Origin of the sequence: Pseudomonas sp. H1h (assembly GCF_000633255.1) — a bacterium.
Classification (GTDB): Bacteria; Pseudomonadota; Gammaproteobacteria; order Pseudomonadales; family Pseudomonadaceae; genus Aquipseudomonas.
The window spans coordinates 1-13734 of the sequence record NZ_AYMJ01000051.1 but is presented as its reverse complement, the minus strand read 5'-3'; the positions used below and the strand labels follow the sequence as shown (position 1 = coordinate 13734).

Below are 13734 nucleotides of genomic sequence, written 5' to 3'. Positions count from 1 at the left end.
CGCCGCGTTTTTTTATGCCTGACCACAACACAATGTGGGAGCGGGCTTGCTCGCGAAAGCGGTGTATCAGTCGACATCAATCTTGAATGTCAGTCCGCATTCGCGAGCAAGCCCGCTCCCACAGAGGAGGATTGTGTGCACTCAGCTTTCCGGGGTTTGCTCGGCCAGGGCCACGGCGCGGAACATCGCGCGGCGCTTGTTCAGGGTTTCTTCCCATTCCAGCGCCGGCACCGAGTCGGCAACAATGCCGCCACCGGCCTGCACGTGCAGTTCGCCGTTTTTGATCACCGCGGTACGAATCGCAATCGCGGTGTCCATGTTGCCGTTCCAGGCGAAGTAACCGACCGCGCCGCCATACACGCCACGCTTCACCGGTTCCAGTTCGTCGATGATTTCCATCGCGCGAATCTTCGGCGCGCCAGACAAGGTGCCCGCCGGCAAGATCGCTCGCAGTGCGTCCATCGCCGTCAGTCCGGCCTTCAGTTGGCCGGTGACGTTGGAGACGATGTGCATCACGTTGGAATAACGCTCGATGACCATTTTCTCGGTGAGCTTCACCGAGCCGATTTCCGAAACCCGCCCGGTGTCGTTACGACCGAGGTCGATCAGCATCAGGTGCTCGGCAATCTCCTTGTCATCCGACAGCAGATCCTCTTCCAGCGCCAGATCCGCTTCTTCGGTAGCACCCCGCGGACGCGTACCGGCAATCGGGCGCACGGTGATCAGGTTGTCTTCGACCCGCACCAGCACTTCCGGGGAACTGCCGACGACGTGGAAGTCGCCGAAGTTGAAGAAGTACATGTACGGCGTCGGGTTGAAGCAACGCAGAGCGCGGTAGAGATCAATCGGCGCTGCCTTGAAGTCGATCGACATACGCTGCGACGGCACGACTTGCATGCAATCACCGGCAAGGATGTACTCCTTGATGGTGTCGACGGCTTTTTCGTAGTCGTCCTGAGTGAAACTGGAGCGAAATACCGGATCAGCCGCTTGCTGCTTGCTGAAGTCAAGGCCACGGCGCGGGGTGATCGGCTGGCGCAGTTTTTCCAGCAGCGCCTGCAATTGCGCCTGGCCCTGTTCGTAAGCATCGGCGTGCGCCGGGTCGGCCAGGACGATGGCGTGCATCTTGCCGGCGAGGTTGTCGAAAACGACGACGGCATCGGACACCATCAGCAGAATGTCCGGCACACCCAGCGGATCCGGGTTCTGGCATTTGCCCAGACGCTTCTCGACATAGCGCACGCAGTCATAACCGAAGTAACCGACCAGACCACCGTTGAAACGCGGCAGACCGGCAACGGTCGGCACGTTATAGCGAGCCTTGAAGGCTTCGACGAAGGCCAACGGATCTTCAACGTCGTGGCTTTCGGTCTCGACGCCATCAACGGTGATGCTCACGTGGTGGTCGTGAACCCGCAGCACGGTGCGGCACGGCAGGCCGATGATCGAGTAACGGCCCCATTTCTCACCGCCCTGCACCGATTCGAGCAGGTAGGAGTTGGGCTGGTCGGCCAGTTTCAGGTAGATCGACAGCGGCGTGTCGAAGTCGGCCAGGGTTTCGCAGGCCAACGGAATGCGGTTGTAGCCGTCAGCGGCCAAGCGCAGGAATTCTTCGCGGATCATAAGGTGCCTCGTGGTGTGAGGTGCAAATCAGTCAGGTGTGCAAACGCGCCGGCAGGCCGGCCAGGAACAAGTCAGGCGCGCCAACGCCAGCGGGCCAGGGCCTTGATGACTTTCATCCAGAGTTTGCGGGTGACCACCACGATGGCGTTTCCAGAATGGGATTGAGAAGCGTCGGGCAACGTTATCTCAGCGGCTGTACCGAGGCAACCGGGAATTAGCTTGCGCAGGTCGTCGATCACCAATGCCGGCGATTCCTCGGCAATTGGTCGGCCGTGGTTGTAGCCATAGCTCAGCGCCACGCATTTGACCCCCGCCGCTTTCGCCGCCAGCACGTCGCTGCGCGAGTCACCGACGAACAGCGATTGCGAGGCCGGGATGTTGGCCATTTTCATCACGAAGAACAGCGCGGCCGGATCGGGCTTCTTCTGCGGCAGCGTATCGCCGCCGATGATCCACTTGAAGTAGCGGCCGATCTTCATCTGATCCAGCAGCGGCGCGACAAAGCGCTCCGGCTTGTTGGTGATCAGCGCCATCGCCACGCCCTGCTTGTGCAGCCATTTGAGCGTGTCGCGCACGCCGGGATAGACCACGGTCAGCTCGTGGCTCGCGCCGTAAGCTTCCATGAACACTTCCAGTGCGTGCTCGGCTTCAACGTCATCCACCGCCGAATGATCAATGCCGCCGGCCAGCGCCCGGCGCACCAGCACCGGTGCGCCGTTGCCGACCCACTCGCGCACCGACTCGATACCGGCAGGCTTGCGGCCGAGGGAGAGCAGCATGGTGTCCACCGCCGCCGCCAGGTCGGGAACCGAGTCGATCAGCGTGCCATCCAGATCGAACATCACCAACCGTGGCAGTTGCCCCGGGAACAGCTGCTCAAAACCGCTCATGGGCGCGCCAGCGCCAGTTCGGAACGCATCTTGTCGATGACTTCCTGATAGTTCGGCGCATTGAAGATCGCCGAGCCGGCGACGAAAGTGTCCGCACCGGCCGCGGCGATTTCACGGATGTTGTTGACGTTGACGCCGCCGTCGATTTCCAGACGGATGTCGCGGCCCGAGGCATCGATGATCGCCCGCGCTTCGCGCAGTTTGTCGAGGGTGCCGGGGATGAACTTCTGCCCACCGAAGCCTGGGTTGACGCTCATCAGCAAGACCATGTCGACCTTGTCGATCACGTACTTGAGCACGTCCAGCGGGGTCGCCGGGTTGAACACCAGGCCGGATTTGCAGCCGCCTTCACGGATCAGTTGCAGCGAACGATCGACGTGCAGCGTGGCTTCCGGGTGGAAGGTGATGTAGGTAGCGCCGGCCTCGATGAAGTCGCCAACGATGCGATCCACCGGGCTGACCATCAGGTGCGCGTCGATCGGCGCGGTGATCCCGTACTTGCGCAGTGCGGCGCAAACCATCGGACCGATGGTCAGGTTCGGCACGTAGTGGTTGTCCATGACATCGAAGTGGACGAAGTCGGCACCGGCGGCCAGAACGTTGTCCACTTCTTCGCCGAGGCGGGCGAAGTCAGCGGAGAGAATCGACGGAGCAATTACGAAGGGCTGCATGACGCACCTTTTCTGAGCTAAATCACGATGGCGCGCATTGTAGCCTCATGCTTTGACGCGCGCACCGTAACCGCGATGATTGGGTTGTGCCATGAGCGCTGACCGAGCGCGGCTCAATAAGCCGCGCGGTAGATTTTCTCGATGTCTGCGGCGCTGAGCTTGCGCGGGTTGTTGCGCATCAAACGCTCGATCCCCGCGGCCTCCACGGCCATGGCCGGGATCGCCTCTTGCGGCACACCGAAACTGCGCAGCCCGGCCGGAATCTCCACCGCCGCACACAGTTCGCTCATCGCCTGCACGGCTTTGTCCGCCGCCTCCATGGCACTCAGATGCGCAGTCTTCACCCCCATGGCTTCGGCGATATCCTGCATGCGTTCGACGCAGGCCATCTTGTTCCAGGTCATGACATACGGCAGCAGCAACGCATTACTCACGCCATGGGCAATGTTGAAACGCCCGCCCAGCGGGTACGCCAGCGCATGCACCGCGCCAACCCCCGCGTTGCCGAACGCCATGCCGGCCATCAGGCTGGCGGTGGCCATGTCTTCCCGGGCCTGCAGGTTCGCGCCGTTGGCGTAGGCCTTGGGCAGCGACCTGGCGATCAGCTTGATCGCGCCGAGGGCCAGCGCGTCGGTGATGGGCGAGGCGTTGACCGACAGATAGGATTCGATGGCATGCACCAGTGCATCCACACCACTGGCGGCGGTGACGCTGCGCGGGCAGGTCAGGGTCATTTGCGGGCTGACCAGCGCCACGTCCGGCAATAGATAGTCGCTGACGATGCCTTTTTTCAGTTGCGCGACCTTGTCGGAAAGGATCGCCACGTTGGTCACTTCCGAACCGGTGCCGGCGGTGGTCGGGATGGCGATCAGCGGCGGGCCTTTGCGTGGCACCTGATCGACGCCGAACAGATCCTCCAGCGCGCCGTGATAACCGGCGTAGGCCGCGACACTTTTGGCGATGTCGATGGCACTGCCGCCGCCGAGGCCGATCAAGCCGTCATGCCCGCCTTCGCGGTACACGCGCATGCAGTCTTCGACGATGGCGATTTCCGGGTCGGGCAGCACCCGGTCGAAGATCTCGTACTCGCGCCCGCCCAATTGGCACAGCGCCAGCTCCACGGTGCCTGACTTGACCAGCGCGGCGTCGGTAACGATCAGCGGGTTGTCGATATCCAGGCGAGTGAGTTCCGCCGCCAGTTGCTCGATAGCCGCAGCGCCGGTGATCAGTTTGTGAGCGATTTTGAACTGGGACAGACTCATCGTGCGCAGCCTCTTATAAATGTGGGAGCTGAGCACAAGCGTAGCTGAGGGTTTGGGGTTGTCTGCCATTCACTCCATGAATGACCCAAACCTCTGAACACACCAAATATCCCCTGTGGGAGGGGGCTTGCTCCCGAAAGCGGTGGGTCAGTCGACATCTATTTCAACTGTTCCACCGCTTTCGGGAGCAAGCCCCCTCCCACAGTTTTCACCGAGTACGGCTTCAGACCTGAGCGGTGCGCAGTTTCTCGCTACGACCGCGCAGCCATTCCAGAGTCAGAAGAAGGATGACGGAGAAAGCGATGAGTAACGTCGCGGCAGCTGCAATTGTCGGGCTGAGGTTCTCGCGGATCCCGCTGAACATCTGCCGTGGCAAGGTCGCCTGCTCGGGGCCGGCGAGGAACAGCGTCACGACCACCTCATCGAACGATGTCGCAAAGGCAAACAGCGCCCCGGAAATCACCCCCGGTGCAATCAGCGGCAAGGTCACCCGGCGGAACGTGGTCAGCGGCGAAGCACCGAGGCTGGCCGCCGCCCGCACCAGGTTGTGGTTGAACCCCTGCAACGTCGCCGACACGGTGATGATCACGAACGGCACACCCAGCACCGCGTGCACCACGATCAGCGAGAAGAAGCTGTTGCCCAGCCCCAGCGGCGCGAAGAACAGATAACTCGCCACACCGATGATCACCACCGGCACCACCATCGGCGAAATCACCAGCGCCATCACCAGCGACTTGCCGGGGAAGTCGCCACGGGTCAGACCGATCGCGGCCAAAGTGCCGAAGACCATCGCCAGTACGGTCGCGGCGGGGGCGACGATGATGCTGTTCTTCAGCGAGCGCATCCATTCGGCCGAGGCGAAGAAGTCCTGATACCAATGCAGGGAAAAGCCTTGCAGCGGATACACCAGAAAACTGCCCGAGTTGAACGAAAGCGGCACGATCACCAGTACCGGCAGAATCAGGAACAGCAGGATCAGGCCGCAGAGAATCCGCAAGCTGTAGAACCACACCCGTTCGATGGGCGACATGTAAGGACTCAGCATTTCAAATTCCCCTTAGCTCAGGCGCAGGCGACTGGCGCCCACCAGCCAGCTGTAGATCAGATAAAGCACCACAGTCGCCAGCAGCAACAAGCCGCCCAGCGCAGTGGCCATGCCCCAGTTGATGCTGGTGTTGGTGTAGAACGCGACGAAGTAGCTGACCATCTGATCGTTCGGGCTGCCGAGCAGCGCCGGGGTGATGTAGTAGCCGATGGCGAGGATGAACACCAACAGGCAACCGGCGCCGACGCCGGCATAGGTCTGCGGGAAGTACACCCGCCAGAAACTGGCGAATGGATGGCAGCCCAGCGAGATGGCGGCGCGCATGTAGGTGGGCGAGATGCCTTTCATCACGCTGTAGATCGGCAGGATCATGAACGGCAGCAGGATGTGCACCATCGAGATGTACACACCGGTGCGGTTGAACACCAACTCCAGCGGCTTGTCGATGATGCCCATCGCCATCAGCGCGCTGTTGATCAACCCGCCCGATTGCAGCAGCACGATCCATGCTGCGACCCGTACCAGAATCGAGGTCCAAAATGGCAGCAGCACCAGAATCATCAGCAGGTTGCTTTGGCGCGACGGCAGGTTCGCCAGCAGGTAGGCCAGTGGATACGCGAGGAACAGGCAGATCACGGTGATGATCAGGCCCATCCAGAAAGTGCGCGCAAAGATGTCGAGGTAGATCGCCTGATCCGGAGTGGCCGGGGCCAGTTCGCCGAGGTCGTCGATGCGGTGATCGACCGCTGCCAGCAGGTAATACGGGGTGATGCTGCTGGTGTTGCGTTTGACCGCCTGCCAATAGGCCGGATCGCCCCAGCGCTCGTCGAGGCCTTCGAGTGCTTCTTTATAGGAGGCCGGTTCGCTGGTGAACGGCAGCGCCCGGGCAGTTTTGGTCAGCAGGCTGCGATAGCCGGCCAACTCCATGTTCAAGCGCTTGGACAAGTCGCCCAGCGTCTGGTTTTTGCGGGCTTCGGCAAGGTCTTCGCCCGCCGCTTTGTACACCGGTTCAGCGGGCAGGCCGCGACCGTCCCAACTGGCGATGGCCGCCACGGTGCGCGGCATGCCGCCGACCACTTCCGGGTTACCGACGCTTTTGTAGAGCAGCGCCACGATCGGTACCAGGAACACCAGCAACAGAAACAGCACCAACGGCGCAATCAACGCCTGGGCTTTCCAGCGGTTGACCCGTTCGGCGCGCTTGAGCTTCTGCTTCAAGGTGGGGCTGGCGCCCTCGTTCAGGGGAACGGCGATGGCCATGACGTACTCCGCAAATCTTTGATCGTTACAGAGGCAGTGAACCGCCTCGAACTTTTAAATGTGGGAGCGGGCTTGCTCGCGAAGGCGGCGTGTCAGTGGACATCAATGTTGAATGTGCTGACGCTTTCGCGAGCAAGCCCGCTCCCACAGGGTCGTGCGCTTACTTTGCAGCCCAGGAATTGAAGCGCTGCTCCAGTTGCTCGCCGTTGTCAGCCCAGAAGCTGACGTCGATCTGCACCTGATTGGCGATGTTTTCCGGGGTAGTCGGCATGTCCTTCAGCACGTCCTTGCTCAGCAGCGGGACTGCTTGAGTGTTGGCCGGGCCGTAGGCGATATTTTCCGAGTAGGTCTTCTGCTGCTGCGGCTGGACCGAATAGGCGATGAATTTCTTCGCCGCTTCAGCACGCGCCTTGTCCAGGCCTTTGGGGATGGCCCACGCGTCGAAGTCGTAGATCCCGCCGTTCCACACCACTTTCAGGTTGGATTCTTTCTGCACCGCGGCGATACGACCGTTGTAGGCCGAACTCATGACCACGTCACCGGAAGCAAGGTACTGCGGCGGTTGCGCGCCGGCTTCCCACCACTGGATGCTTGGCTTGAGTTCATCGAGCTTCTTGAACGCACGGTCCTGGCCGTCTTTGCCAGCCAGCACTTTGTAGACGTCTTTCGGCGCCACACCGTCGGCCATCAACGCGAATTCCAGGGTGTACTTGGCGCCTTTACGCAGGCCACGCTTGCCCGGGAATTTCTTGGTGTCCCAGAAATCGGCCCAACTGGTCGGCGCGGTTTTCAGCTTGTCGGCGTTGTAGGCCAGCACGGTCGACCAGACGAAGAAGCCCACGCCGCAAGGCTGGATCGCACCCTTGACGTAATCTTCAGACTTGCCGAACAGCGCCGGGTCCAGCGGCTCGAACATGTCTTCATCGCAGCCACGGGCCAATTCTGGCGATTCGACTTCCACCAGGTCCCACGACACGCTCTTGGTGTCGACCATGGCTTTGACCTTGGCCATTTCGCCGTTGTATTCACCGGCGACGATCTTGCCGTTACCCGCTGCTTCCCACGGTGCATAGAAGGCTTTGACCTGCGCAGCCTTGTTCGCCCCGCCAAACGACACCACAGTCAAATCCGGGCCAGCGGCCATTGCGCTGGCCGCCCCCATCAGGCCCAGGGTCAGGGCGGTGAACTTCAGGGATCTCAACATTTATTGTTCTCTCCACGTGCAGGGTTGGTGTTGGTATTGCGGGGGCGATCAGTTCGCCTCTAACAGCGGGTCAAGTGCACGTACGTGCTCGACCTGCCAGCCAAGCGGTACCACGTCCCCGACCGCGAGCGCTGGATCGAGCTCGGCAATCGGCTGTTTCACGAAGAAGTCGGTCTTGCCGCAGACTTCCAGGCGCACCCGGACGTGGTCGCCCAGATAGATGAATTCCGCCACCCTCCCTGAGAAGCGGTTGACGCATTGATCGCTCGAGCCATTGAGACTGACGCGTTCCGGACGAATCGACAGGGTCACCGGTTCGCCGGTCTGGCCGACGTTGACCGCCAGCGCCTCGACCTTTTCGCCACGGCCCAGCTCGACCACGCAGCGCTCACCGCTCTGGCTGAGCAGGCGGCCATTGAGGCGGTTGTTCTCGCCGATGAAGTTGGCGACGAAGGTGTTTTTCGGTTCTTCGTAGAGGGTGCGCGGGGGGGCGATCTGCTGGATCTCGCCCTGGTGGAACACGGCCACGCGGTCGGACATGGTCAGGGCCTCGCCCTGGTCGTGGGTCACGTAGACCACGGTCACGCCGAGGCGTTGGTGCAGGTGCTTGATCTCCATCTGCATGTGTTCGCGCAACTGTTTATCGAGGGCACCCAGCGGTTCGTCCATCAATACCAGCTGCGGTTCGAACACCAGCGCCCGGGCCAGCGCCACCCGCTGCTGCTGACCACCGGACAGTTGCGCCGGATAACGCGCAGCGAAGGCATCGAGCTGGACCATGCTCAGGACTTTCTTGACCTTGTCGCTGACGTCGCTCTTGTTCAGGCCACGCACGGTCAGCGGGAAGGCGAGGTTTTCGGCGACGGTCATGTGCGGGAACAGCGCGTAGTTCTGAAACACCATGCCGATGTCGCGCTTGTGCGGCGGCACGTTGTTGATTGCGCGGCCAGCCAGGAGGATTTCGCCGGCGGTCGGCGTTTCGAACCCGGCGAGCATCATCAGACTGGTGGTCTTGCCGGAGCCAGACGGCCCGAGCAGGGTCAGGAACTCGCCTTTGCGAATGTCCAGGTTGAGGTCTTTGACGATCAGGTTCTCGCCGTCGTAGCTCTTCTGCACTCCACGAAAGCTGACCAGCACGTCACTGGCCCCTGCGTTTGAATCGACCTGGCTCATACCCACACCTTTGTTATTGGTAACTGCTGTGGATTAAGCCTAGTGGCTGGCGCCAGCCACGCAAATCGGGGCGCAGGAGAGAATCGCCTCAGCCGGATGGAAGGTTGGGGGTAGGGATTGCCCTACAAGGATGGCGCGTTTTGGCAACCGCAGCGGCAAGCAACAAGCGGCGAGCCGCAAGAACAGGCAAAAGCACATGTCGTTAATGGATATGAGCTCAATCCTGAGCACGGTGGAGATCTTATGTGGGAGGGGGCTTGCTCCCGAATGCGGTGTGTCAGTCGCTAAATAAGTTGGATGGCCCACCGCATTCGGGAGCAAGCCCCCTCCCACAGTTTTAGATTGCGGTGTGGCTCAGAGGAGTTTGTGTTCCATCGCGTACTTCACCAACTCGGCCAGCGAGGTGATGTTGAGCTTCTGCATCAGCCGCGCCTTGTGGGTGCTGATGGTCTTGCTGCTCAGGGCCAGTTGCTGAGCGATATCGTTGACGTTGGCGCCCTGGGCCAGGCGCTCGAACACCGAGAACTCACGTTCGGACAGCAGCGAATGCAACGGGCGCGTGTCGGTCAGGCCGACTTCGAAGACCATCCGGTCAGCCAGCTCGGGGTCGATATAGCGCCCGCCGGCCGCGACTTTGCGAATGGCCGTCAGCAACAGCGCCGGATCGCTGTCCTTGGTCGCATACCCCGCCGCGCCCACCTTCAGCGCGCGGGCAGCCATCTGCGCTTCATCGTGCATGGACAGCACCAGAATCGCCGGCGGATTGTTCAGCGCGCGGATCCGCGGGATCGCCTCCAGCCCGTTGACCCCAGGCATCGAGATATCCAACAGCACCACTTCGCACGGCACACTGCGCAGGGTCTCAAGCAACTGCTCGCCATTGCTCGCCTCGCCCACGACTTGCAGATCCTTGGCCAGGCCGATCAATTGCTTGATCCCTTCACGGACGATGGTGTGGTCTTCGGCTACCAGTACACGGATCACGTTCTTCTCCATTGTTCTTCTTCAGCGTCAGGATCATTCGCGAGCAGGCTCGCTCCCACAGGGAAATGCATTCCAATGTGGGAGCGAGCCTGCTCGCGAAGAGGCCAGCATCAACACCACAAAAATCAGACCTCGGTCACCGGCACCCACACCACCAGACTGGTGCCCTCCCCCGGCTCACTCTCAAGCAGCAAGCGCCCGCCCATGATCAGCACGCGCTCGCGCATGCCCACCAGACCAAAGGAAGTCGAGCGGCCGGTGGCGGCGACAAAGCCTACGCCATCATCACTGACCGTCAGACACAATTCGTCGCCTTCCAGCGCCAGCGTCAGCTCCACAGTATGCGCCTGGGCATGGCGCATCACATTGGTCAGCGCCTCCTGCAAAATCCGGAACAGCCCGATCGCCTTGGCATCGCTGAGCGCCGGCAGGTTGTCCGGCACCTGCACCAGACACGGAATCTGCGTGCGCGCCTCGAACCGCCGCGCCTGCCACTCAATCGCCGAGGCGATCCCGGCGTCGAGAATCGGCGGCCGCAGCGCGGTCGCCACGTCGCGCACCAGCTGAAACAACTGGGCGATCAGGCGTTTCATGCTGTTCAACCGTTCATTCAGCCCAGGGTCGAGTTGCGCATAGGCCAGCTCGCACATCGAGGTTTCCAGTTTCAGCACCGTGAGCATCTGTCCCAGCTCATCGTGCACTTCCCGGGCAATGCGCGCCTTCTCTTCTTCACGCACGCTCTCAAGGTGCGCCGACAGCTCGCGCAGTTGCTCGCGGGACGCCGCCAGTTCCAGTTCGATGCGCTTGCTTTCGCTGATGTCCCAGACAATACCGTCCCAGACATAGGCACCGTCCTCCAGTTGCCGGGTGATCGCCTTGATCTCGGCCCAGCGTTGCTCGCCCTGCCGGGTGAGGATGCGACCCTGCCACGACCAGTCGCTGTCGGTGTCCAGCGCTTGATCCTGGGTCTGGTGATAACTGGCCTTGTCATCGGGATGCACCAGACTGCGCAGGCCCATGTCACGGTGCGCGATGGTGGCCGGTGCGTAACCGACCAGACTTTCGCTGCCCTCACTGATGTAGGCGAAATCGATCTGCCCGGTCACCGGTGCGCGCTCGAGGCGGAACACCAGCCCCGGCACGTTGGCGGCGATGCCTTGCAGGCGCGCTTCACTCTCCTGCAAGGCGGCCAGCGCGCGGCGGCGCTCGGTGACGTCGGTGAGATAAACCACCAGGTACTCGCTGTCGCGAAACCGCAGAAAACTCAGCGATACGTCCGCAGGCAAGACGCTGCCATCGGCGCGCACGCAACTGGTTTCAAAGCTCAACGGCCCTTCTTCACTGGCCCGCGCACGTTTCCACAGGTTGAGCCAGCGGTCCATGTGCAGGCCGGGCTCGAAGTCGATCAGCGGCCGTTCGATGAGCGCGCCCTGTGGATAACCGAGCATGCTTTCCGCCGCCCGGTTGGCGTAGCGCACATGGCTGTCCCAGTTGACCCAGAGAATGCCGACGGTGCTTTGGTCGATGGAAAACTGGGTCAGGCGCAGGGCCTCTTCGCTGGCTGCGCGCAGGGCGATGTCTTCTCGCGCTGCCAGTAACCGATGTTCAAGGCTGTGCTGCTGACGCCGCTGCCACCAGACAATGGCGATACAACTGAGCAGCATCACGGCGAACAGCAGGCTGAGGTTCTGCCAGAACCCTGGCGACTCCGACAGACGCGGATACTTGGGTTGAAGCCATTGCGTGTGCAGGCGCTCCAGATCCTTGGCCGGGATCGCCCGCAACGCGCTTTCGACAATTGCGGCCAGCTGCGGCCAGTCGCGTCGCGTAGCCACCCGCAACAGTTGCGGCAGCCCGATATCACCGACCACCACCAACCCGGCGAACTCAGGTTCGGCGGACAAGCGCCCGAGTTGCGCCTCATCCACCACGGCGTAGGACGCCTGCTGACTCAACAGCAGTTGCAGCGCCTGACGCTCCAGCGGCACGCCTTGCAGATTCAGGTGCGGATAATTGCTGCGCAAATAATCGGCGGTGGCGCTGGGCATGCGCACGGCGACGCGGGCCAGGCTGTCGACTTTCTCCAGCTCCACCACGCCGCCGCTCTTCTGGTCGCTGACCACCAGTTGCGGTACGCGCATATACGGATCGGAAAACAGCCACAGCCGCAGCGCCCCGGGGGTCTGGGTCAGGCCCGGGGCGATGTCGATTTCGCCTTCACGGGCTGCGTCTTCCAGTTGCGCCAGATCCTGGAAATTGCGCCAGCTCAGCTCGACGTTCAACGTCTTGGCCAGTGTCTTCATCAATTCGACGTTGGCCCCGGACAGTCGCTGCAGACGCCGATCGTATTGCGCGTACGGCGCCTGCAGGACCAGGCCTACCCGCAACTCACGGTGCTGCGCCAGCCACTGCTGCTCACTGAACGTCAACGGCGCGGCATGCGCTGCCGGCGCAGACGCTGCCCAGCCCATCAAGGGAAAACACAACCAGCCGATAACCCACAGGCAGCAAAAACGCATCATTGAAGTCTCGTACACTGACAAATTCTGACCAACCCATTAGGCTGCCGGGATACTTTTCTGGCCTGGAATAACCGATGCCCTCTGTCTACCGCCTGGCAATGCCAGCATTGTGCCTGTCGCTGATCCTGCCTTGTGCGTTTTCCGTCGAGGCCGCTGATCCGGCGCCCGCCTCCACCGCCGAGCAACCGGCCGCCGAAAAACCGGCTGAACGCCAGCCACTGCTTGAGCGTAGTCAGGAAGAGGCCGCGGCACTTGAACGCAAAGTCCCGGCACAAGAACAGCAGCAATTGCAGGCCGGCGCCGACACCTTCCTCGCGCTGTGGAAACCGGCCAACACCGCCGAGCCAAAAGGTGCGGTGATTATTGTCCCAGGCGCCGGCGAAACGGCTGACTGGCCGCAAGTCATCGGCCCGCTACGAAATAAATTGCCCGACGTCGAGTGGAGCAGTCTGAGTATCACCCTGCCCGACCTGCAAAGCGATGCCATCGCACCGCGGGTGATGGCAGCCCCGGCGACGCCGAAAGCTGCGGAAAGTGGCAGTAAGGATTCCACCACCGCCCAACCGATCGAGCAGGCCGCTGGCGGTGAAGCCGAGGTGGCAGACCAAGTGGTTGCCGAGACCAGCGAAGAGCAAGCCAAGGCTGACGCCGACCGCATCTTTGCGCGTATCGATGCCGCGATCGGCTACGCCGAACAGCAAAGTGCCCGGCACATCGTGGTGCTCGGTCATGGCACTGGCGCTTATTGGGCGGCGCGTTTTCTCAGCGAGCGGCAGACCGCCCAGGTGGAAAAATTCGTCATGGTCGACGCCCAGGCACCGGCCAAGGCCAAACCACAATTGGCCGAGCTGACACCGACATTGAAGCTGCCGACTGCCGACATTTTCTACATGGACAAGGCGCTGGATCGCAACGCGGCGCTGGAGCGCATGCAGGCCAGCAAGCGCTTGAAGACTTCAGCCTTCAGCCAGGTGGCGCTCAAGGCGTTGCCGGACAACAAGGCCGAGCAGGAACAGCTGTTTCGTCGGGTGCGTGGTTGGTTGAATCCACAGAAGACCGACTGACAGACCGGGTCGCCCCATTCGCGAGCAAGCCCG

The 13734-nt window shown here is 61.9% G+C and carries 11 protein-coding genes; 1 reads left to right on the top strand and 10 read right to left on the bottom strand.

What is annotated here, in order from left to right; all coding sequences use genetic code 11:
* Nucleotides 1-141 precede the first annotated feature (141 nt).
* The 10 genes from trpE to U862_RS0128810 form a co-directional block, all read right to left on the bottom strand.
* Nucleotides 142-1623: an anthranilate synthase component I gene (trpE, locus tag U862_RS0128860; RefSeq protein ID WP_025113558.1), complete on the bottom strand. Its 1482-nt coding sequence runs from the start codon at nt 1621-1623 to the stop codon at nt 142-144.
* Nucleotides 1624-1694: 71 nt separating this feature from the next.
* On the bottom strand, nt 1695-2513 hold the full coding sequence (locus U862_RS0128855; RefSeq protein ID WP_025113557.1) for a phosphoglycolate phosphatase: 819 nt from the start codon (nt 2511-2513) through the stop codon (nt 1695-1697).
* Nucleotides 2510-3184 carry a ribulose-phosphate 3-epimerase gene (rpe, locus tag U862_RS0128850; protein WP_003228808.1) on the bottom strand — a complete coding sequence of 225 codons (675 nt, stop codon included), beginning with the start codon at nt 3182-3184 and terminating at the stop codon, nt 2510-2512. The genes U862_RS0128855 and rpe overlap by 4 nt, the downstream gene beginning before the upstream one ends.
* Before the next feature lie 113 nt (nt 3185-3297).
* Entirely contained in the window at nt 3298-4446 is a 1149-nt protein-coding gene (locus tag U862_RS0128845; protein ID WP_025113556.1) for an iron-containing alcohol dehydrogenase, read from the bottom strand.
* Nucleotides 4447-4669: 223 nt separating this feature from the next.
* Entirely contained in the window at nt 4670-5494 is an 825-nt protein-coding gene (locus U862_RS0128840; RefSeq protein ID WP_007966446.1) for an ABC transporter permease, read from the bottom strand.
* 12 nt (nt 5495-5506) lie between these two features.
* Nucleotides 5507-6754, bottom strand: a complete 1248-nt coding sequence (locus U862_RS0128835) for an ABC transporter permease (RefSeq protein WP_025113555.1) — start codon at nt 6752-6754, stop codon at nt 5507-5509.
* Nucleotides 6755-6914: 160 nt separating this feature from the next.
* Nucleotides 6915-7958, bottom strand: a complete 1044-nt coding sequence (locus U862_RS0128830; protein WP_025113554.1) for an ABC transporter substrate-binding protein — start codon at nt 7956-7958, stop codon at nt 6915-6917.
* Between the two features lie 48 nt (nt 7959-8006).
* Nucleotides 8007-9131, bottom strand: coding sequence for an ABC transporter ATP-binding protein (locus U862_RS0128825; RefSeq protein WP_025113553.1), 1125 nt, complete (start codon nt 9129-9131; stop codon nt 8007-8009).
* A gap of 354 nt (nt 9132-9485) precedes the next feature.
* A complete protein-coding gene (locus tag U862_RS0128815) occupies nt 9486-10127 on the bottom strand; it encodes a response regulator transcription factor (RefSeq protein WP_177327384.1) in 642 nt (213 codons plus the stop codon).
* Nucleotides 10128-10240: 113 nt separating this feature from the next.
* Nucleotides 10241-12637: a PAS domain S-box protein gene (locus U862_RS0128810; RefSeq protein WP_025113552.1), complete on the bottom strand. Its 2397-nt coding sequence runs from the start codon at nt 12635-12637 to the stop codon at nt 10241-10243.
* A 74-nt stretch (nt 12638-12711) separates the two neighbouring features.
* Here U862_RS0128810 and U862_RS0128805 point away from each other — a divergent pair, with 74 nt between their 5' ends.
* A complete protein-coding gene (locus U862_RS0128805) occupies nt 12712-13701 on the top strand; it encodes an alpha/beta hydrolase family protein (RefSeq protein WP_025113551.1) in 990 nt (329 codons plus the stop codon).
* The last annotated feature ends 33 nt before the right edge of the window (nt 13702-13734 follow it).

Excerpts from the sequence above, each read along its gene's own strand:
- trpE (WP_025113558.1), bottom strand. The coding sequence starts at position 1,623 with ATGATCCGCGAAGAATTCCTGCGCTTGGCCGCTGACGGCTACAACCGC.
- U862_RS0128855 (WP_025113557.1), bottom strand. The coding sequence starts at position 2,513 with ATGAGCGGTTTTGAGCAGCTGTTCCCGGGGCAACTGCCACGGTTGGTG.
- rpe (WP_003228808.1), bottom strand. The coding sequence starts at position 3,184 with ATGCAGCCCTTCGTAATTGCTCCGTCGATTCTCTCCGCTGACTTCGCC.
- U862_RS0128845 (WP_025113556.1), bottom strand. The coding sequence starts at position 4,446 with ATGAGTCTGTCCCAGTTCAAAATCGCTCACAAACTGATCACCGGCGCT.
- U862_RS0128840 (WP_007966446.1), bottom strand. The coding sequence starts at position 5,494 with ATGCTGAGTCCTTACATGTCGCCCATCGAACGGGTGTGGTTCTACAGC.
- U862_RS0128835 (WP_025113555.1), bottom strand. The coding sequence starts at position 6,754 with ATGGCCATCGCCGTTCCCCTGAACGAGGGCGCCAGCCCCACCTTGAAG.
- U862_RS0128830 (WP_025113554.1), bottom strand. The coding sequence starts at position 7,958 with ATGTTGAGATCCCTGAAGTTCACCGCCCTGACCCTGGGCCTGATGGGG.
- U862_RS0128825 (WP_025113553.1), bottom strand. The coding sequence starts at position 9,131 with ATGAGCCAGGTCGATTCAAACGCAGGGGCCAGTGACGTGCTGGTCAGC.
- U862_RS0128815 (WP_177327384.1), bottom strand. The coding sequence starts at position 10,127 with ATGGAGAAGAACGTGATCCGTGTACTGGTAGCCGAAGACCACACCATC.
- U862_RS0128810 (WP_025113552.1), bottom strand. The coding sequence starts at position 12,637 with ATGATGCGTTTTTGCTGCCTGTGGGTTATCGGCTGGTTGTGTTTTCCC.
- U862_RS0128805 (WP_025113551.1), top strand. The coding sequence starts at position 12,712 with ATGCCCTCTGTCTACCGCCTGGCAATGCCAGCATTGTGCCTGTCGCTG.